At 72.7% G+C, this 21,743-nt stretch carries 5 protein-coding genes; 2 read left to right on the top strand and 3 right to left on the bottom strand.

What is annotated here, in order from left to right; genetic code table 11:
* Positions 1-261 precede the first annotated feature (261 nt).
* Genes QSK39_RS16265 through QSK39_RS16255 form a run of 3 tightly spaced genes read right to left on the bottom strand, consistent with a single transcriptional unit; the run spans position 262 to position 3,159 of the window.
* Positions 262-1,065: an ABC transporter ATP-binding protein gene (locus QSK39_RS16265; protein ID WP_285478573.1), complete on the bottom strand. Its 804-nt coding sequence runs from the start codon at positions 1,063-1,065 to the stop codon at positions 262-264.
* Positions 1,066-1,067: 2 nt separating this feature from the next.
* Entirely contained in the window at positions 1,068-2,120 is a 1,053-nt protein-coding gene (locus QSK39_RS16260; RefSeq protein WP_285478572.1) for a FecCD family ABC transporter permease, read from the bottom strand.
* Between the two features lies 1 nt (position 2,121).
* Positions 2,122-3,159 carry a FecCD family ABC transporter permease gene (locus QSK39_RS16255; protein WP_285478571.1) on the bottom strand — a complete coding sequence of 346 codons (1,038 nt, stop codon included), beginning with the start codon at positions 3,157-3,159 and terminating at the stop codon, positions 2,122-2,124.
* A gap of 136 nt (positions 3,160-3,295) precedes the next feature.
* On the opposite strand from QSK39_RS16255, the gene QSK39_RS16250 reads away from it, so the two are divergent.
* Positions 3,296-21,298 carry a non-ribosomal peptide synthetase gene (locus tag QSK39_RS16250; protein ID WP_353051058.1) on the top strand — a complete coding sequence of 6,001 codons (18,003 nt, stop codon included), beginning with the start codon at positions 3,296-3,298 and terminating at the stop codon, positions 21,296-21,298.
* Positions 21,298-21,708 carry an aspartate 1-decarboxylase gene (gene panD / locus QSK39_RS16245; RefSeq protein ID WP_285478569.1) on the top strand — a complete coding sequence of 137 codons (411 nt, stop codon included), beginning with the start codon at positions 21,298-21,300 and terminating at the stop codon, positions 21,706-21,708. The genes QSK39_RS16250 and panD overlap by 1 nt, the downstream gene beginning before the upstream one ends.
* The last annotated feature ends 35 nt before the right edge of the window (positions 21,709-21,743 follow it).

Below are 21,743 nucleotides of genomic sequence, written 5' to 3'. Positions count from 1 at the left end.
GTGGTACCCGAGCGGGCGGACCACCGCGGCCGCTACGGCGAACGGGTCGAAAATGAGCCGGATCGAGGCTTTGCCGAGAGCTCGGTCAGGGCTTTGCGCAAAAGGTCACCAGGTGATTCTCCGCTCGACCAGTGAGTCCACGGCCGACAGATGCCTGGACCGACTTGTCTTGCTGCCGGTTGCGTGGACCTACATTGCGGCACCGGATGAATGACCTCTTCCAGGCTTACAAGGCGATCCGGACCAAGGCGCGCTAGTTCGTCAAGTGAGCGGTGCCGGGTGGTGGCGGCTGATCGGGATCACCATCGGCGTTCCGCTCACCGGGTCCGGGGTCACCTGGCAGCGGACGTCGAACACCTCGTCCACCAGCTCCTCCGTGATCACCTCCACCGGCTTGCCCGATGCCACGACCCGCCCGGACTTCATCGCGATCACGTGGTCGGCGTAGCGGCACGCCTGTGGCAGGTCGTGCAGCACCATCACCACCGTCCGCCCCTCGGTGCGGTTGAGGTCGACCACCAGGTCCAGCACGTCGATCTGGTGCGCGAGATCCAGGTACGTCGTGGGCTCGTCCAGCAGCAGCACCGGCGTGCCCTGTGCGACCGCCATCGCGATCCACGCCCGTTGCCGCTGGCCGCCGGAGAGCTCGTCCACCGGGCGGTCCGCCAGGTCGGTCATCGAAGTCGCCTCCAGGGCCGATGCGACCGCGCCTTCGTCCGATGTGGACCACTGCCGCCACCAGCTCTGGTGCGGGGCGCGGCCGCGGCCGACCAGGTCGGCCACCGTCATGCCCTCCGGCGCCACCGGGGACTGCGGCAGGATCCCGAGCCGCTGGGCGACCTGGCGGGTCGGCAGGTCGTGGATCGAGCGGCCGTCGAGGTACACCCCGCCCGACTTCGGCGTCAACAGCCGGGCGAGCGTGCGCAGCAGCGTCGACTTCCCGCACGCGTTCGGCCCGACGATCGCCGTGATCTGCTCGGGCGGGATGTCGAGGTCGAGGCCGTCGATGACGACCCGGTCGTCGTAGGCGACGCGGAGGTCCTGCACTCGCAGGGACGGTGTCATCTTCAGCCTCCGGAGCCGGATCGGTTGGCCCTGGCCAGCAGCCAGAGCAACAGGGGAGCGCCGAGCACGCCGGTCACGATGCCGACCGGGAGTGCCGACGCCGTCAGCGAGCGCGCGATGATGTCGCTGCCCAGCACCACGACCGCGCCGGTCAGCGCGGACGCCGTGATCGGCGGGGACGAGAGCCGGGCGAGGCGTTGCGCGATCTGCGGTGCGGTCAGCGCGACGAACGAGATCGGGCCCGCCGACGCCGTCGCGAACGCGACCATCCCGGCGCCCGCGAGCAGCAGGCCGAGCCGGACCGGCTGCACCGGGGTGCCCAGCCCGGCGGCCACGTCATCGCCGAGCAGTAGCGTCTGCATCCACCGCGACAGCGCCAGCACCACCGGGAACAGCACGACGAGCGCGGCGAACAGCGGCACGACGTGCTCCCAGCCGCGGTTGGCGAGGTTGCCGACCAGCCAGCCGATCGACGCCTGCGCGTCGGTGATCTGCGCCCGGCTCAGCAGGTAGTCGGTGAGGCTGGTGCACATCGCGAAGATCCCGATGCCGACCAGCAGGATGCGGTACCCGGTGGTGCCGCGCCGCCACGCCAGCGCGTAGACCAGCAGCGCGGTGAGCAGGCCGCCGAGGAGGCCGAGGGTGGTCGTGCCGAGGCCGCCGCCGAAGCCGAACGCGATGCCCGCCACGACAAAAGTGGCCGCGCCCGCGTTGATGCCGATCATGTCCGGGCTGGCCAGCGGGTTGCGGGTGATCGTCTGGAACACCGCGCCGGACGCGCCGAACGCGAGCCCGGCCAGCAGCCCGGTGAGCGCCCGCGGCAGGCGCAGTTCCTGCACGATGTAGCCGTTCCCGCTGTCGCTGCTGCCGAACAGGCCGGACAGCACGTCGGACACGGTCATCGGCACGTCGCCGATCGTCATGCCCAGGCAGAACAGCACGAACACGAACACCGCGAGGACGACGGAGACGAGCAGCAGTCGCGGTCTGACCCGGCCGGACACCGCGCCGGCGCGAAACGCGACCCGGTCGCTTCGGATCTGCAGCAGGCTCATCTCAGGACTCCACGAGCTTGCGGCGGCGGACCAGGTAGATGAAGAACGGCGCGCCGAGGAACGCGACGATCACGCCCGCGCGGATCTCGCTCGGCCGCGCCATGACCCGGCCGAGGATGTCCGCGGCGAGCAGCAGGCACGGCGCGAGGACCGCGGTGTAGGGCAGCAGCCAGCGGTGGTCCGGGCCGAGCACGAACCGCACCGCGTGCGGGACGATCAGGCCGAGGAACACGATCGGCCCGGCGACGGCGACGGCCGCGCCGGTCAGCAGGGTGATCGCCAGCGCGCCGCGCAGCCGCAGCGGGCCGAGCTTGCGGCCGAGGGCGATCGCGACGTCGTCACCGAGGGCCAGGCTGTTGAGCGCCGGGCCGCTCGCGATCGCCAGCACCACGCCGACCACGAGGAACGGCAGGACCTGCAGCAACGCGGTCGCGTCCACCCCGGAAAGCGAGCCGGCCGACCAGAAGCGGTAGCGGTTGAGCGCCACCGGGTCCGACAGCACCATCGCGCTGGTGAACGACGAGAGCAACGCCGTGACGGCGGCGCCGGCGAGCGCGAGCTTGACCGGGCTCGACCCGGCCCGCCCGCGCGTGCCGAGGTAGTAGACGACCGCCGTGGCGAGCAGCGCGCCGGCGAAGGCGAACCAGATGTAGCCGTAGAGCGAGCTGATCCCCAGCACGGTGACCGAGAAGACGATCGCGAACGCGGCCCCGGCGCTGACGCCGAGCAGCCCCGGGTCGGCGAGCGGGTTGCGGGTCAGCGCCTGCATCACCGTGCCGGCCAGCCCGAGCCCGGCGCCCACGAGGACCGCGAGCAGCGTCCGCGGCATCCGGACACTGTGGATGATCACCGCGTCCGCGGAGCCGTCGTCGTGCCACAGCACCTGCCAGACGGCGCCGAACGAGATCTCCTTCGAGCCCAGCCAGACGCTCAGCAGGCACAGGAGGACGAGGACACCGAGGGCGGCCAGGAGGCCGAGTGCGCGGCCCGTGTGTGGCGGGCGTCGCTTGAGAGCGATCCCTCCGGGGTCTGTTCGCACCGCACCTCCGACTGGTACTCATTTTAGGTAAGGCTAACCGATGGTACAGCAGTGCGTTCTCACCCTCGGTTTGTTAGGTTGCCCTAAGTTCACACCTCTTCCGGGGTGTCTTGAGCAGCAGGAGGCTGGTCTACCGGTGAGCAACGGTGACGCTGTGCAGCAGGTGGCGGAGCTCGGTTTCTGGCGTGCCCGCCTCGCCTCGGCGCCGAAGGAGCTCGCCCTGCCGGTCGACCGGCCGTACTCCGCCGAGCCCGTCCTGGCCCGGCTGGCCCGGCCGCTGCCGGCCGTCGACGAGCTGACCCTCCTCGCGGCTTTCACGGTGCTGCTGTCCCGGTACGCGGGAACCGCCGACGTCGTCCTCGGCCTCGGCTCGCTGGTGCCGCTGCGGGTCGACCTCGGTGGCTCGCCCGGTTTCGCCGACGTCGTCGCGCGCGTGCGTGAGGCGCGCGAAAAGGCATTTGCTCACGAAGTCCCCTTCGACGACCTGGTCTCCGACGTCGAGCCCGAGCCCGGTCGCGGGGGATCGGTGGTCGTCAACGTCGGCTTCGGCGCCGAGACGGACCTGCCCCTGGACCTGAACCTGACCGAAGACGGCGTGCACTACCGCGCCGACGTCCTCGACGAATCCACAGTGGACCGCATGCTGGACCACCTGGCGCACCTCCTGACCGACGCCCTGAATCGTCCACAGTGGCCGGTCGAGCGCCTGGACCTGATGCCGGAGCCGGAACTGCGCCGGATTCTCGACGACTGGAACGACACCGACCTCGACACCCCGCCGGCGACCCTGCCGGAGCTGTTCGCCGCTCGCGTCCGGGAAGCGCCGGACGCCGTGGCGCTCGTCTTCGAGGACGAGCACCTGACCTACGCCGAGCTGGACACGCGGGCGAACCGGCTCGCGCACGTCCTGATCGGGCACGGCGCCGGGCCGGAACGGGTGGTCGCGCTCGCCGTGCCCCGGTCCCCGGACATGATCGTCGCCGAGCTGGCCGTGCTCAAGGCCGGTGCGGCGTACCTGCCGCTCGACCCGGACTACCCGGCCGAGCGCATCGCCTTCATGGTGTCCGACGCCCGCCCGGTCTGCGTGGTGACCACCGGCGACCTCGCCGGCCGCTTCGACGGCGACGTCCTGCTGCTGGACGAAGTCTCGTGGGAGCCGGCACCGGACCCGGCCGCGGCGATCGTTCCCGCGAACGCGGCCTACGTCATCTACACCTCTGGCTCCACCGGCCGGCCCAAGGGTGTCGTGGTGTCGCACGCCGGCGTCGCGAAGCTCGTCGCGACCCAGTCCGAGCGGTTCGGGGTGGGCCCGCACAGCCGGGTGCTGCAGTTCGCGTCACCGAGCTTCGACGTCGCGTTCTGGGACCTGTGCCTCGGCCTGCTTTCCGGCGGACGCCTGGTGATCGTCCCCGCCGAGCGGCGCGTGCCCGGCCCGGAGCTGGCCGAGTACGCCCACGCCCAGGGCGTCGACTTCATGATCCTGCCGCCCGCGCTGCTCGCCGAGTTCCCCGACGACTGCGACCTGCCGCGCGACAGCGTGCTGCTGGCCGGCACCGAGCGGGTGTCGCCGGAGCTGGTGCGCCGGTGGGCGCCGGGGCGGCGGATGTTCAACGCCTACGGCCCGACCGAGGCCACGACCAACTCGACGCTCGGGCTGTGCGACCCGCAGATCGCGCCCGGCTCGGCCGTGCCGATCGGCGTCCCGGACCCGGGGACCCGCGCGTACGTGCTCGACGCGTCCCTCGCGCCGGTGCCCGTCGGCGTCGTCGGCGAGCTGTACCTCGCCGGGTCGGGCCTGGCGCGCGGCTACCTCGGACGACCGGGGCTGACGGCGGAACGGTTCGTGGCCGACCCGTTCGGTTCGGGTGGCCGCCTCTACCGCACCGGCGACCTCGTGAAGTGGCTCCCGGACGGGCGGCTCGTGTTCCTCGGCCGCGCCGACGACCAGGTCAAGATCCGCGGCTACCGCATCGAACTCGGCGAGATCGAGTCCGTGCTCGCCGAACACCCCCGCGTCGGCCAGTCGGTCGTCGTCGCCCAGAACGGACACCTGTACGCCTACGCCGTGCCGGTGCCCGACCGCGACCAGGCGGCCGAGCAAGGCCACGTCGAGGAGTGGCACGCCGTCCACGAGGAGATGCTCGCCGGCTCGACCGGCATCGAGGAGAACTTCGCCGGGTGGAACTCCAGCTACGACGGCTCCGACATCCCCTTGGACGAGATGCGGGAGTGGCACGCGGCGACCATCGAGCGCATCCGTGCCCTGAAGCCGAAGCGGGTCTTCGAAATCGGCGTCGGGTCCGGTCTGATCCTGTCCCGGATCGCGCCGGACGCCGAGACGTACTGGGGCGTCGACCTCTCCGAGAGCGCGATCGAGAACGTCCGGCGCGAGGTCGCCGCGATGCCCTTCGCCGACCGCGTGCACCTTGCCGCCCGCCCGGCGCACGACCTCGGCGAGCTGCCGGACGAGCCGTTCGACACCGTGATCATCAACTCCGTCGCGCAGTACTTCCCGAGCGCGGACTACCTCACCGAAGTCGTCCGGACCGCGGCCGGACTCGTCAAGCCCGGCGGCACGATCTTTCTCGGCGACCTCCGCAACCTCCGCTCGCTGCGCGCGTTCCGCACCGCCGTCGAGCTGCGGCACGGCCGGGCCGACGTCGCGGCGGTCGACCAGGCGATCGCGCGCGAGGGCGAGCTGGTGCTCGACCCGGACTTCTTCCCGGCGCTGGCCCGCGGGCTCGACGGCTTCGACGACGTCGACCTGTGGGTCAAGCGCGGCAGCGCGCACAACGAGCTGACGCGGCACCGCTACGACGTCGTCCTGCGGAAGGCACCGAAGCCCGGCCCGGTCGACGAGCAGGTCGTCGCGTACGGCGATCTCGGGGCGGTGGAACGGTTCCTGACCGCCGAGACGCCCGGCCGGCTGCGGGTGACCGGGATCCCGGACGCCCGCCTGTCCGGCGAGCTGGCGGCGGTGCGTGCCCTCGACGAGGGCGACGCCGAGGCGGCACTGGCCGCCCTCGACCGCCGTGACGGCGTCGACGTCGAAGCCCTGTACCGGCTCGGCGACCGCGCCGGGTACCGGGTCGCGGTGACCTGGGCCGCCGAGGGCGGTGCGCTCGAGGCCGTCTTCTCGAGGGGGGAGGACGGCCCCGCGTACCGCCCGGGGCGGCAGACCGGCACGCCCGCGTCGTACGCGAACAACCCGGCGGCCCGGCGGGAGACCGGGGCGCTGGTCGCGTCGCTGCGCGCGCACGTGCGGGACCGGCTGCCGCTGTACATGGTGCCCTCGGCGTTCGTCGTGCTGGACAAGCTGCCGGTGCTCGCCTCGGGCAAGCTCGACCGCAAGGCCCTGCCGAGCCCGGAGCGGTTCACCGCCGGGCCGGGCCGCGCGCCGCGCAACCCCGTCGAGCAGCTGCTGTGCGAGATGTTCGCCGACGTCCTCGGCGTGCCGCAAGCGGGACCCGACGACGACTTCTTCGCCCTCGGCGGGCATTCGCTGCTGGCGACCCGGCTGATCCAGCGCATCCGCGCGGCGGTCGGCGCCGAGGTGCCGGTGCGCGCGGTGTTCGACGCGCCGACCCCGGCCGCGCTGGCGGAGCTGCTGGCCGGGGCAGTGACCGGCACCGAGCGACGCCCGCTCACCCGGGTCACCGAGCGGCCCGAACGGCTGCCGCTGTCGTTCGCGCAGCAGCGGCTCTGGTTCCTGCACGGCCTGGAAGGCGGGTCGGCGACCTACAACGTCCCGCTCGTCATGCGCTTGTCCGGTGAGCTGGACGTCGAGGCGCTGCGGACGGCCCTGCACGACGTCCTCGACCGGCACGAGGCGCTGCGGACGGTGTTCCCGACCGCCGACGGCGTCCCGTACCAGCAGGTCCTGGCCGAGGCCACGGTGGAGCTGACCGTCCGCGAGCTGCCGGAGTCCGAAGTGGACACCGCCGTCGACGGCCTGGTCCGCGGCGTGTTCGACCTCGGCGCCGGGGTCCCGGTGCGGGCCGCGCTGCTGACCGTCGACCCGCGGCGGCACGTGCTGGTCCTCGTCGTGCACCACATCGCCGCCGACGGCTGGTCTCTCGCTCCGCTGTGGCGCGACATCGCCACTGCCTACCGCGCCCGGCTCCGCGGCGAGGCTCCACAGTGGACTCCGTTACCCGTGCAGTACGCGGACTACACGCTCTGGCAACGTGAACTCCTCGCCGCCGAAGAGACGACGCAGCTCGGCTACTGGCGCACGGCGCTCGACGGCCTGCCCGAGCGCATCCCGCTCCCGCTCGACCGGCCGCACCCGGCGGTGTCGGCCTACCGCGGCGGGTTCTTCACCTTCGCCTGGGATGCGGGCCTGCAGGCCGGGCTGACCGACTTGGCCCGAGCGTGCGGCGCGAGCCCGTTCATGGTCGTCCACGCGGGCCTGACCGCCCTGCTGTCGCGGCTCGGCGGCGGCACCGACATCCCGATCGGCACCCCGATCGCCGGCCGGACCGACCCGGCCCTGGATGATCTCGTCGGGTTCTTCGTCAACACCCTGGTGCTGCGCGTCGACACCGGCGGCGACCCGTCGTTCCGGGACTTGGTGGCCCGGGTTCGTGAACGCAGCCTCGACGCGTACGCCCACCAGGACGTCCCGTTCGAGCGTCTCGTCGAAGCGCTGAACCCGGCGCGGTCGCTGGCGCACCACCCGTTGTTCCAAACCATGCTCGCCTGGCAGAACACGCCCGGCGCCGGCGTCGAACTGCCCGGGCTGACCGTCACCGAGCGGCCCGTCGGCACCGGCACCGCGAAGTTCGACCTCTGGTTCTCCCTCACCGAACGCGCCGACGGCATCCACGGCCAGGCCGAGTTCAACGCCGAGGTGTTCGACCACGCCACCGTCACCGGCCTGCTCGACCGCCTCGAAGTCCTGCTGCGCCAGGTCGTCTCCGCGCCCGACCGCCGGCTCGGCAGCCTCGACGTCCTGACCCCGGCGGAACGCGACGCCCTGCCCGCCGTCTGGTCGGGCGCCGTCGAGGACGTCCCCGCGGTCACCGTGCCCGAGCTGTTCGCCGCCCAGGTCTCGCGGACGCCGGACGCCACGGCGCTCGTCTTCGAGGACGAAGAGCTGACCTACGCCGAGCTGGACGCCGTCTCGAACCGCCTCGCCCGCGCACTGGCCGAGCGCGGTGCCGGGCCCGAGCGCGTCGTCGCCGTGGCATTGCCGCGCTCGACGCACCTGGTCACGGCCATCCTCGCCGTGCTCAAGACCGGCGCGGCCTACCTGCCGCTCGACCCCGGCTACCCGGCCGAGCGCATCGCGTTCATGCTCGAAGACGCGGCTCCGGCGCTGGTCCTGGCCACCGCCGACGACATGCCGCTGCTCGACGGAGTTTCGGACGCGCCGCTCGACGTCGCGCTCAAGCCGGAGAACCCGGCATACGTCATCTACACCTCCGGGTCGACGGGCCGCCCCAAGGGCGTCGTCGTGCCGCACGCGGGCATCGTCAACCGCCTGCTCTGGATGCAGGACGAGTACGGCCTGACCGGCGACGACCGCGTCCTGCAGAAGACGCCGTCCAGCTTCGACGTCTCCGTCTGGGAGTTCCTCTGGCCGCTGATCACCGGCGCCACCGAGGTCGTCGCCCGGCCGGACGGCCACAAGGACCCGGCCTACCTCGCCCGGCTGATCCGCGACCGCGGGGTCACGACCGTCCACTTCGTCCCGTCGATGCTCCAGGTGTTCCTGCAGGAGCCGGCCGCGCGGGAGTGCACGAGCCTGCGACGCGTCCTGTGCAGCGGCGAAGCCCTGCCCGCCGACGCGGTCGTCCAGTTCGGTCAGGTCCTGGACGCCGAGCTGCACAACCTCTACGGCCCCACGGAAGCCTCGGTCGACGTCACCTCCTGGCGGACGTCCCCCGAGGACACGTCCGTCCCGATCGGACGTCCGGTGTGGAACACGCGGACCTACGTCCTCGACGCCGCCCTGCGCCCGGTGCCACCCGGCACCGCCGGCGAGCTGTACCTCGCCGGCGTCCAGCTCGCCCGCGGCTATCTCGGCCGCCCCGGGCTGAGCGCCGAACGGTTCGTCGCTTCGCCGTTCGAACCGGGGGAGCGGATGTACCGCACCGGCGACCTCGCCCGCTTCCGCCCCGACGGCGTCCTCGAGTTCCTCGGCCGCGGCGACGAGCAGATCAAGATCCGCGGCTTCCGCGTCGAGCCCGGCGAGATCGCCGCGACCCTCGCCGCCCACGACGACGTCGCCCACGCCGTGGTCGTGGCCCGAGAGGATCGCCCGGGCGACGTCCGCCTGGTGGGGTACGTCGTGCCCGCCGAGCCGTCAGCGCTGGACGAGACCGAGCAGGTCGGCGAGTGGCGCGAACTGTACGACTCGATGTACGCGGCCGCCGCCGACGAATTCGAAGGCTGGAACTCCAGCTACACCGGCGAACCGATCCCGCGAGACGAGATGCGGGAGTGGCGCGACGCCATCGTCACGCGGATCCGGTCGCTGCAGCCGAAGCGGGTACTGGAGATCGGCGTCGGCACCGGCCTGCTGCTGACCGAGCTGGCTCCGCACTGCGAGACGTACTGGGGCACCGACTTCTCCGCCGAGGTCATCGCGACGCTGGGCCGCCGTGTCGAGGCCGATCCGGCACTCGCCGATCGCGTCGAGCTGCGCACCTGCGACGCCGCGGACCTGTCCGGACTGCCGTCCGGGTTCTTCGACACCATCGTGCTCAACTCCGTCGTCCAGTACTTCCCGAGCGGGACGTACCTGCTGGAGGTGCTGCGCAAGGCCCTCGCCCTTCTCGCACCGGGCGGCTCGTTGTTCGTCGGCGACGTCCGCGACCTGCGGCAGGTCCGTGCTTTCCACGCGGCGGTGGCCGAAGCACGTGGGGGCGACGTCGAGCAGAACCTCTTGCGGGAGAAGGAACTCCTCGTCGCACCCGAGTTCTTCGCCGGGCTCGACGGCGTCACCGCGGACATCCGGGTCAAGCGCGGCCGGGCGGTCAACGAGCTGACCCAGTACCGCTACGACGTGGTCCTGCGCCCCGGCTCGGCCGTCGCGCCCGAGGTTCCCACACTCGTGTGGGGCAGCGATCTGTCCACCGTGGACGAGGTCGCCGGTCCGAGCCGGATCGAACGCGTTCCGAACGGCCGCACCGCGCCGGGCGGGGTGAACCCCGAAGACTGGTACGCCTTCGGTGACGCGCACGGCTACCGCACGGTCGTCACCTGGTCCGCCGAAGGCGACGGGTCCGTCGATGTCGTGTTCACGACCGGTGAGACCGCGGGCGCGTTCCGGCCCGGCCCGGACCCGCTGCTCTCCTACACCGGCAACCCCGGCCGGTTCCGGCGGACCAGCGCCCTGACCGCCGAACTCCGCACCCTCGCCGCCGACCGGCTGCCGGAACACATGGTCCCGTCGGCGATCGTCGTCCTCGACGCGCTCCCGGTGACGGCCAACGGCAAGCTCGACCGCCGCGCCCTGCCGTCACCCGATCCCGTCGCGCCGACGTCCGACCGCGAACCTCGCACGCCCGTCGAACGTCAGCTGTGCGAGCTGTTCGCCGACGTCCTCGGCCTGCCGCGGGTCGGCCCGGACGACAGCTTCTTCGCCCTCGGCGGGCACTCGCTGCTGGCCACCCGGCTGATCGCCCGCATCCGCACGACGCTGAACGCCGAGCTGGAAGTCCGGTCGGTGTTCGAGACGCCCACCGCCGCCGGCCTCGCCACGCTGGTCGGTGCCGGGACCGGGACCGCGCGGCCCGAACTGGTCCCGATGGCCCGGCCCGCGCTCGTGCCGCTGTCCGGCGCACAGCAGCGGCTGTGGTTCCTGCACCACCTCGAAGGCCCGTCGGCCACCTACAACGTCCCGCTGATCATGCGCCTCGAAGGCGAAGTGGACGTCGAGGCGCTGCGCACCGCACTGTCCGATGTGGTCGCCCGCCACGAGGCACTGCGGACGCGGTTCCCGCAGCACGACGGCGTGCCGTACCAGGACGTCCTCCCGGCCGGACAGATCGCCCTGCCGGTGCGGGACGTCACCGACCTCGACACCGCGCTGACCGGACTGGTCCGCGGCTCGTTCGACCTCGAACAGCAAGCGCCGATGCGCGTGGAGCTGCTGCGCCTGGGCGAGCGCGAGCACGTCCTGGCCCTGGTGTTCCACCACATCGCCTCCGACGGCTGGTCGATGGCCCCGCTGTGGCGCGACATCGCCACGGCCTACGCGGCCCGGCGAGCCGGAGAGACTCCACAGTGGACGCCGCTGCCGGTGCAGTACGCGGACTACACGCTGTGGCAGCAGGATCTGCTCGGTGCCGAGGACGACCCGGACAGCGTGCTCAGCACCCAGCTGGACTACTGGCGCGACACCCTGGACGGCCTGCCCGACCGCATCGAGCTGCCCCTGGACCGGCCGCACCCGGCGACCGCGACCTTCCGCGGCGAGCTGCACACCTTCACCTGGGACGCGGACCTCCACACGCGACTGGCCGACCTGGCGCGCGAGTCCGGCGCCAGCGTGTTCATGGTCGTCCACGCGGCCCTCGCCGCCCTGCTCACCCGGCTGGGCGCGGGCACCGACGTCCCGATCGGCTCACCCATCGCCGGCCGCACCGACCAGGCCCTCGACGATCTCGTCGGGTTCTTCGTCAACACCCTCGTGCTGCGCGTCGACACCGGCGGCGAGCCGACGTTCCGCGACCTCGTGGCGCGCGTCCGCGAGCGCAACCTCGACGCGTACGCCCACCAGGACGTCCCGTTCGAACGGCTCGTCGAGGTGCTCAACCCGGCGCGGTCGCTGTCCTACCACCCGCTCTTCCAGGTGATGATCGCCGGGCAGAACAACACCCGCGCCGACGTCGCCCTGCCCGGCCTGACCGTCACCGAGATCCCGGTGACCACCGGGACGTCCAAATTCGACCTGGCCATCTCGCTGACCGAACGCGACGCCGGGATCGCGGGCGTCCTGGAGTTCAACGCGGACGTCTTCGACCACCAGGGCGCGGACGCGATCCTGCGCCGCCTCGAAGTGCTGCTGCGCGCGGCGCTGGCCGAGCCGGACCGCCCGGTTGGCGCATTGGACCTCTTGGACGGCGACGAACGCGACCGGGTCCTGACCGAGTGGGCCGGCTCCCTGGAACCGGCGGGCACCGAGACGTTCCCCGGCCTGTTCGCCCGCCGGGTGGCCGAAGCGCCGGACGCCGTCGCGCTCGTCTTCGAGGACGTCGAGCAGACGTATGCCGACGTCAACGCCCGCGCGAACCGGCTCGCGCACCTGCTCGTCGACCGCGGTGCCGGGCCGGAGCGCGTGGTCGCGCTGGCCGTGCCGCGGTCGGTCGACATGATCGTCGCGGAACTGGCCGTGCTCAAGGCCGGCGCCGCGTACCTGCCGATCGACGTCGACTACCCCGGCGACCGGATCACCTACATGGTCGAGGACGCCCGCCCGGTCTGCGTCGTGACGACCCGCGAGTTCGACGCGAAACTCCCCGCCGACGTGCCTCGCTTGCTCCTCGACGATGCCGCCCTCGACGGGATGTCCACAGAGGACCCCGCCGTCGTGGTGCAGCCGGAGAACGCGGCCTACGTGATCTACACGTCCGGCTCGTCCGGGCGGCCGAAGGGCGTCGTCCTCCAGCACTCGGGCGTCGCGAAGCTCGTCGCCACCCAGGTCGACCGGTTCGGGATCGGGCCGCACAGCCGGGTCCTGCAGTTCGCGTCGCCGAGCTTCGACGTCGCCTTCTGGGACCTCTGCCTGGGCCTGCTCTCCGGCGGCCGCCTCGTCGTGGTCCCGGCCGAGCGCCGGGTCGCCGGGCCCGCGCTGACCGAGTACGCGCACGAGCACGGCGTGGACTTCATGATCCTCCCGCCCGCGCTGCTCGACGCAATGCCGGCGGACTGCGACCTCCCGCGCGACAGCGTCCTGCTCGCCGGCACCGAGCGCGTGTCGCCGGAGCTGATCCGGCGCTGGGCGCCGGGCCGCCGGATGTTCAACGCCTACGGCCCGACCGAGGCCACCACCAACTCGACGCTCGGCGAGAGCGACCCGGTCGAGCTGGCGGACGCGACCGTCGTCCCGATCGGCATCCCCGACCCCGGCACGCGGGCGTACGTGCTCGACGCCGGGCTGCGGCCGGTCCCGCCCGGCGTGGTGGGGGAGCTGTACCTCGCCGGCTCGGGCCTGGCCCGCGGGTACCTCGGGCGCGCCGCGCTGACGTCGGAACGGTTCGTCGCGGACCCGTTCGGCTCGGGCGGCCGGGTCTACCGGACCGGCGACCTGGTGAAGTGGCTGCCGGACGGCCGCCTCGTCTTCCTGGGCCGCGCGGACGACCAGATCAAGATCCGCGGCTACCGCATCGAACCGGGCGAGATCGAAGCCGTGCTCACCGAGCACCCGGCCGTCGGGCAGTCCGTCGTCCTCGCCCAGGACGGCCGGCTCATCGCCTACGCGGTCCCGGCGGCCGGCCGCGACGAAGAAGCCGAGCTGGACCACGTCGGCGAGTGGCGCGAGCTGCACGAGAACGTCTTCACCGAAGCCGCGTCTGGCGGCCTGGAAGAGAACTTCACCGGCTGGAACTCCAGCTACGACGGCACCGAGATCCCGCTCGACGAGATGCGGGAGTGGCACGCGGCGACGATCGACCGCATCCGCGCGCTCAAGCCGAAGCGCGTCCTCGAGATCGGCGTCGGGTCGGGGCTGATCCTGTCCCGGATCGCGCCGGACGCCGAGGCGTACTGGGGCGTCGACCTGTCCGAGAAGGCGATCGCCAACCTCCGGCGGGAGCTCGCGACGACGCCGTTCGCGGACAAGGTCCACGTCGCGGCCCGCCCGGCGCACGACCTCGGGGACCTGCCCGACGAGCCGTTCGACACAGTGATCATCAACTCCGTCGCGCAGTACTTCCCGAGCGTCGACTACCTCGCCGAGGTCGTCCGCACGGTCGCGGCGCGGGTCCGGCCGGGCGGGGTGATCTTCCTCGGTGACATCCGCAACCTGCGTTCGCTGCGGGCGTTCCGCACGGCGACCGAGCTGCGCCACGGCCGTCGCGACGTCGCCGCGGTCGACCAGGCCATCGCGCGCGAGGGCGAACTCGTCCTGGACCCGGACTTCTTCACGGCACTGGCCCGGCAGCTCGACGGCTTCGACGACGTCGACCTGTGGGTGAAGCGTGGCACGGCGCACAACGAGCTGACCCGGCACCGCTACGACGTCGTCCTGCGGAAGGCACCCAAGCCGGCGCCGGTCGAGGAAGACGTCGTCGCCTTCACCTCGCTCGACGAGCTGGAGCGGCTGCTGGCCGAGCGTCCGGCCCGCTTGCGCGTCACCGGAGTGCCGGACGCGCGACTGTCCGGCGAGCTGGCCGCGGTCGCCGCGCTCGCCGCCGGAGATGCCGACGCGGCACTGTCCGGTTTGGACGCCGAGCCGTCCGGAGTGGACTTCGAGCGGCTGCAGGATTTCGGGTACCAGGTATATGCAGCACCCACGCACGAAGGCGCGCTCGAGGTCGTGTTCACCACCGGCGAGCCGACGCGGATCCACCGCGCGCGTCCGGTGCGGGCCGCGCTCGGCACCCTGGGCAACCACCCGGCCGGGCAGCGCGACACCAGTGCGCTGGTGTCGGCCCTGCGCGCCCACGTCCGCGACCGGCTGCCGCAGTACATGGTGCCGTCGGCGTTCGTCGTCCTCGACCGGCTGCCGCTGCTCGCCTCGGGCAAGCTCGACCGGCGCGCGCTGCCGAGCCCGGACCAGCAGGCCGTCACCGCCGGCCGGGCCCCGCGGACCCCCGTCGAGGAAGTCCTCTGCGGCCTGTTCGCCGAGGTCCTCGACGCCGCGTCGATCGGCGTCGACGACGACTTCTTCGCCCTGGGTGGGCACTCGCTGATGGCGACGCGCCTGGTCGCGCGGCTGCGCGCGGTGTTCGGCGTCGAGCTGCAGGTGCGCTCGGTGTTCGAAACACCGACGGTCGCCGGGCTGGCGGCGTTGTTGTCCACTTCGGATTCCTCGGCCGCCCGGCCCGCGCTGGAACGGGTCGAGCCGCGGCCGGACGTGCTGCCCCTGTCGTTCGCCCAGCAGCGGCTGTGGTTCCTCCACCGCCTCGAAGGCCCGTCGGCGACGTACAACATGCCGACGGCGATCCGGCTGTCCGGCGACCTCGACGTCCCTGCGCTGAAGCTCGCCTTGTCCGATGTGGTCGACCGCCACGAAGCCCTGCGCACGATCTTCCCGGAGATCGACGGCGAAGCCCGTCAGCTGATCCTCGGCGACGTCACGATCCCGCTGCCGACGCGCACGGTCACCGAAGCCACGCTCGCCGACGCGGTGTCGGAAGCGGCCCGCACGGTGTTCGAGCTGGAATCGGAGATCCCGCTGCGCGCCGAGCTGCTGCGGCTGGGCGCCCGTGAGCACGTCTTGGTGCTGGTGTTCCACCACATCGCGTCGGACGGCTGGTCGACCGCGCCCCTGTGGCGTGACCTCGCCACGGCGTACACCGCCCGGCAGTCCGGCGAGGTTCCCCAGTGGACCCCGCTGCCGGTCCAGTACGCGGACTACACGCTGTGGCAGCGCGACGTCCTCGGCGAGCCGGTCATCGAACCGCAGCTGGCCTACTGGCGTGACGCCCTCGCGGAGCTGCCGGAACGGATCGAGCTGCCGACCGACCGGCCGCACCCGGCCGAGTCGTCCTACCGCGGCGAGCAGTTCGCCTTCGGCTGGGACGCCGAACTCCACGGTGGACTGGTCGAGCTGGCCCGCGCGTGTGGTGCCAGCGTGTTCATGGTCGTCCACGCCGGGCTCACCGCCGTGCTCACCCGGCTCGGCGCGGGCACCGACATCCCGCTCGGCACCTCCATCGCCGGCCGGACCGACCAGGCCCTCGACGACCTCGTCGGCTTCTTCGTCAACACCCTGGTGCTGCGCGTCGACACCGGCGGCGCCCCGTCGTTCCGCGACCTCGTCGCCCGGGTGCGGGATCGCAGCCTGGACGCCTACGCCCACCAGGACGTCCCGTTCGAGCGGCTGGTCGAAGCGCTGAACCCGGTGCGGTCGCTGGCGTACCACCCGCTGTTCCAGACGATGCTGGCTTGGCAGAACAACGCCGTCGCCGACCTCGCGCTGCCCGGCCTGACCGTCGCGGAGGAGCCGGTCCGCACCGGTACCGCCCGCGCCGACCTGACGTTCTTCGTCGGCGAGCGGCCCGGCAGCCGGACCGGGATCCGCGGCACCGCGGAGTACAACAGCGACGTCTTCGACCGCGCGAGCGTCGAAGCCATCCTCGACCGGCTCCGGATGCTGCTGCAGGCGGTCGTCGCCGACCCGGACACCCGGATCGGCGCGGTCGACCTGCTCACCGACGCCGAACACGAGCAAGCCGCACCCGCGACACCCCTGCCGGCGGAGACGACTGCGGAGCTGTTCGCCGCCCAGGTGGCCCGCACCCCGGACGCCACGGCGCTGGTGTTCGGCTCCGAGCGGCTGACTTACGCGGACCTGGACACGCGGGCCACGACCCTCGCCCGCGCGCTGCTCGCGCGCGGCGCCGGGCCCGAACGCGTGGTGGCCGTGGCGCTGCCGCGGTCGGCCGACCTGGTCGTCGCGCTCCTGGCGGTGCTCAAGACCGGCGCTGCCTACCTGCCGCTCGACCTGAACCACCCGGCCGAGCGCGTCGAGCTGATGCTCACCGACGCCGACCCGCACCTGGTTGTCTCCGAGGATGGTTTCGGCGACCGGCTGGTGCGCCCCGGCGACACCGGGCCCGAACCGGCTTGGCCGTCGATCAACCCGGACAACCCCGCGTACGTGATCTTCACGTCCGGCTCCACGGGACGCCCGAAGGCCGTCGCCGGGACCCAGCGCGCGCTGGCCAACCGGCTGTACTGGGGCCGGGACATCGCCGCGGGCGTACGCGTGGCCAAGAGCGCGCTGACGTTCATCGACGGCTCGACCGAACTGCTCGGCGGGCTCGTCGCGGGCGATCCCGTGGTGCTCGCCGACGACGCGACAGCCGCCGACCCGCACGCGCTCGCCGAGCTCGTGCGCACGTCCGGCGCCCAGGTGCTGACCGTCGTCCCGAGCCTCCTCGACAGCTTCGCCGAGGACGCCCCGGCCGACGCGTTCGCCTCGGTGACCACGTGGATCACCAGTGGCGAGCCGCTTTCCGCCGCTCTCGCCGAGAAGGTGGCGAGGCGGTGGCCGGCAGCGAAGCTGGTCAACCTGTACGGCTGTTCCGAAGCCGCGGGCGACAGCCTGGCCCAGGCCTGCGGGCCGGTGGCCATCGGACGGCCGGTCGCGAACACCCGCGCGTACGTTCTCGACGGCGCGCTGCGCCCGGTGCCGCCGGGCGTCCGCGGCGAGCTGTACCTGGCCGGTGCCGGGCTCGCGCGGGGCTACCTCGGCCGGCCGGCGCTCAGCGCGGAACGGTTCGTCGCGTCGCCGTTCGAACCGGGGGAGCGGATGTACCGCACCGGCGACCTGGTCCGCCGCCGGACCGACGGCGCCCTGGAGTTCCTCGGCCGCGCGGACCAGCAGATCAAGATCCGCGGGTTCCGCGTCGAGCCGGGCGAGGTCGAAGCCGCGCTGACCACTTCGGTGGCCCGCGCGGCGGTGATCGCCCGTGACGACCGCTTGATCGCCTACGTCGCCCCGTCGGGCGACCCGGTCGCGCTGCGGGCATCGCTGGCCGTGCGGCTGCCGGAGTACCTGGTGCCGTCGGCGATCGTGGTGCTGCCGGAACTGCCGCTGAACGCCAACGGCAAGCTCGACCGCGCCGCCCTGCCCGACCCGGAGATCCGGACCTCGGGCCGGGTCGCGCGGACCCCGGCCGAACAAGCGCTGTGCGACCTCTTCGCCGACGTCCTGGGGGTGCCGCAGGTCGGGCCGGACGACGGGTTCTTCACCCTCGGCGGGCATTCCCTGCTGGCGACGCGGCTGGTCAGCCGGATCCGCGCGCTGCTCGGCGTCGAGGTCCCGATCCGGGCGGTGTTCGACGCGCCCACCCCGGCCCGCCTGGCCTCGCTGCTCGACCCGGGCCGGCAGAGCCGTCCCGCGCTGGCGCCGGTCGAGCGGCCCGAGGTGCTGCCGTTGTCGTTCGCCCAGCAGCGACTGTGGTTCCTCGACCGCCTCGACGGGTTGAGCGCGACCTACAACATCCCGTGGGCGTGGGAGCTGACCGGACCGGTCGACACCGACGCTTTGCGGGCCGCGCTCGGCGACGTCGTCGCCCGGCACGAAATCCTCCGGACGATCCTGGTCGAGGACCACGGCACGCCGAGCCAGGTCGTCCTGGCGCCTGGCGACGACCGCGCCCGGCCGGTGCTGGTCACGGAGACGGCGGCCGACCTCGGCGAGAGCGTCACCGCCGCGGCGTCGTACTGCTTCACCCTCGATGCCGAGATCCCGGTCCGCGCGACGCTCGTGTCGGCCGGGCCCGAGCGGCACGTGTTCGTACTGCTGGTGCACCACATCGCCGGCGACGGGTGGTCGCTGCCGCCGTTGAAGCGCGACCTCGACACGGCCTACGCGGCGCGGCTGCGCGGCGAACGTCCACAGTGGACGCCGTTGCCGGTGCAGTACGCGGACTACACGCTGTGGCAGCGCGAGATGTTCGGCCGCGCCGACGACCCGGCCAGCCTCCTCGGCCGGCAGGCGGCGTTCTGGCGCGACACCCTCGCCGGGATCCCGGACGAGCTGGCGCTCCCGGCCGACCGGCCCCGCCCGGCGCGCTCGACGAACCGTGGCGCGGCCGTGCCGTTCACCGTGCCCGCCGGCGTCCACCGCGGCTTGCGCGAGCTGGCCCACGGCAGCGACACCAGCACGTTCATGGTGCTGCAGGCCGCCCTCGCGGCACTGCTGACGCGGCTCGGCGCGGGCACCGACATCCCGCTCGGCACCCCGGTGGCCGGCCGCACCGACCACGCACTGGAGGACCTCGCCGGGTTCTTCGTCAACACCCTCGTCCTGCGCACCGACACCGGCGGCGACCCGACGTTCCGCGAGCTCCTGGACCGCGTCCGCGAGGCCGACCTGGCCGCGTACGCCCACCAGGACCTGCCGTTCGAGCACCTCGTCGAGCTGCTCAACCCGGCCCGGTCCCTGGCGCGGCACCCGCTGTTCCAGGTCATGCTCGCCGTCTACCACTCGGGTTCGGAGCCGGAGCGGCTGCTCGGCCTCGACGCGTCCTACCGGGACACCGGGTTGCGGCAGGCGAAGTTCGACCTGTCCTTCGACCTGGTCGAAACCCCCGACGGCATCGAAGGCGACCTCGAGTTCAGCCTCGACCTGTTCGACGAGCCGACCGCCCGGACGCTCACCGAACGGTTGGTGCGGTTGATGACGGCCGTCGTCGCGGATCCGGACCGGCCGCTGAGCCGGATCGACGTCCTGGACGCGGCCGAACGGCACCGGATCGTCACCGAGTGGGGGCGTGGCGAGCCGCTGACGACGTCCGCGCCGACGGTCGTCGACCGGCTGGCCGCGCAGGTGGCGGCGACGCCGGGCGCGACCGCACTGAGCGACGCTTCCCGCAGTGTCACCTTCGCGGAGTTCGCGACGACGACCGATCGGCTGGCCCGGTGGCTGGCTTCGCACGGCGCGGGTCCCGAGAAGGTCGTCGCGCTCGTGCTGCCGCGGTCCGCGGCCGTCGTCGAGGCGATCTTCGGTGTGTTCAAGGCGGGCGCGGCGTACCTGCCGGTGGACCCGGACCAACCGGCCGACCGGATCTCGGCGATCCTCGCCGACGCCGGTGCCGCGCTGGTGCTGACCAGCCGCGCGGTGGCCTCGCCGGTTCCGGGGGCGTTGTTCGTCGAGGACATTGTGGACACTGACGCGGCGCTGACCCCGCCGTCGCCCGCGAGCCCGGCGTACGTGCTGTACACGTCCGGCTCGACGGGCAAGCCCAAGGGCGTCGTCATCCCGCATTCCGGGCTGGTGAACCTGTTCCACAGCCACCGCGAGACGCTCTACCGCCCGGCGGTCGCCGCCGCGGGAGGGAGGCGGCTGCGGGTCGGGCACGCGTGGGCGTTCTTCTTCGACGCCTCCTGGCAGCCGCAGCTGTGGCTGCTGGACGGGCACGAGGTGCACGTCGTCGACGACGACACGCGCCGCGACCCCGACCGGCTGGCCGCGGTGGTGCGCGAGCGCGGGCTCGACTTCCTGGAGCTCACGCCGTCGCACTTCGCGCAGCTGGCCGCGGCCGGTGTGGTCGAAGACGGCAAGTGCGCCCTCGGTGTCGTCGGTGTCGGCGGCGAAGCGGTGTCGCAGACGTTGTGGGAGTCGCTGCGGTCGATGCCGGGGACGTCGGCGTACAACCTTTACGGCCCGACCGAAGCCACGGTGGACGCGCTCGTCGGCCGCTTCGCCGACGCCGACCGGCCGGTGATCGGGCGCCCGGTCCACAACGCCCGCGCGTACGTCCTCGACGTCGGCCTGAGCCCGGTCCCGGCCGGCGTGCCCGGCGAGCTGTACCTGGCCGGCGCCGGGCTGGCCCGCGGCTATCACGAGCGTCCGGCACTCACCGCCGAGCGGTTCGTCGCCTCACCGCATCAGCCGGGGGAGCGGATGTACCGCACCGGCGACCTGGTGCGGTGGCGGCCTGACGGGCAGCTCGAGTACCTCGGCCGCACCGACGACCAGGTCAAGGTCCGCGGCTTCCGGATCGAGCCGGGCGAGATCGAAACGGCCTTGGCGCGGCACGACGACGTGGAGCAGGCACTCGTCGTCGTCCGGGAAGACCGGGACCAGCGCCTGGTCGCTTACACCACTCCGGCGCACGCGGATCCGGTGCGCCTGCGGGAGTTCGTGGCCCGGTCACTGCCGGAGTACATGGTGCCCGCCGCGATCGTCCCGCTGGACGCGTTCCCCGTGACGCCCAACGGGAAGCTCGACAAGGCCGCCCTGCCGGTGCCCGAGTTCGAGACCCGCGGCCGCGCCCCCGAAACACCCCTGGAGAAGACCCTCTGCGCAGTCTTCGCGGAGGTCCTGGAAGTCGCCGCCGTCGGTGCCGACGACGATCTGTTCGCCCTCGGCGGGCATTCCATGCTGCTGGTGGTCCTGCGCAACCGGATCACCGAGCGGCTCGGGACCGAGCTCCCGATCGCCGAGTTCTTCCGTACCCCCACCGCGGCCGGCCTCGCCGTCCTGATCACCGAAACCCGAGGAAGCTGATGCAGCGCACCCTGATGAACGCCAAGATCCACCGCGCCACGGTGACCCAGGCCGACCTGCACTACGTCGGATCCCTGACCATCGACGCCGACCTGATGGCCGCCGCGGACATCGTCGAAGGCGAGCAGGTCCAGATCGTCGACATCACCAACGGCGCCCGCCTGGAGACCTACGCGATCACCGGCGAGCCCGGGACCGGCGTGATCGGCATCAACGGCGCGGCGGCGCACCTCGTGCACCCCGGCGACCTCGTCATCATCATCACCTACGCCCAGGTCGACGAGGCCGAGCGCGCGGGGCACCGGCCGCGCGTGGTGCACGTCGACGCGGACAACCGCCAGGTCCACCTGGGCCACGACCCGGCCGAGCCGGTTCCTGGCGCGGAAGCGCAGTTGTCGGGCCGGAATTGACGCAGGTGGGCGTGGACACAGGTCGGTCGCGACGG

This window comes from Amycolatopsis sp. NBRC 101858, assembly GCF_030269325.1.
GTDB lineage: Bacteria > Actinomycetota > Actinomycetes > Mycobacteriales > Pseudonocardiaceae > Amycolatopsis > Amycolatopsis ponsaeliensis.
Note: the sequence above shows the minus strand (reverse complement) of the source record. Positions and strands in the feature narration are given on the sequence as shown.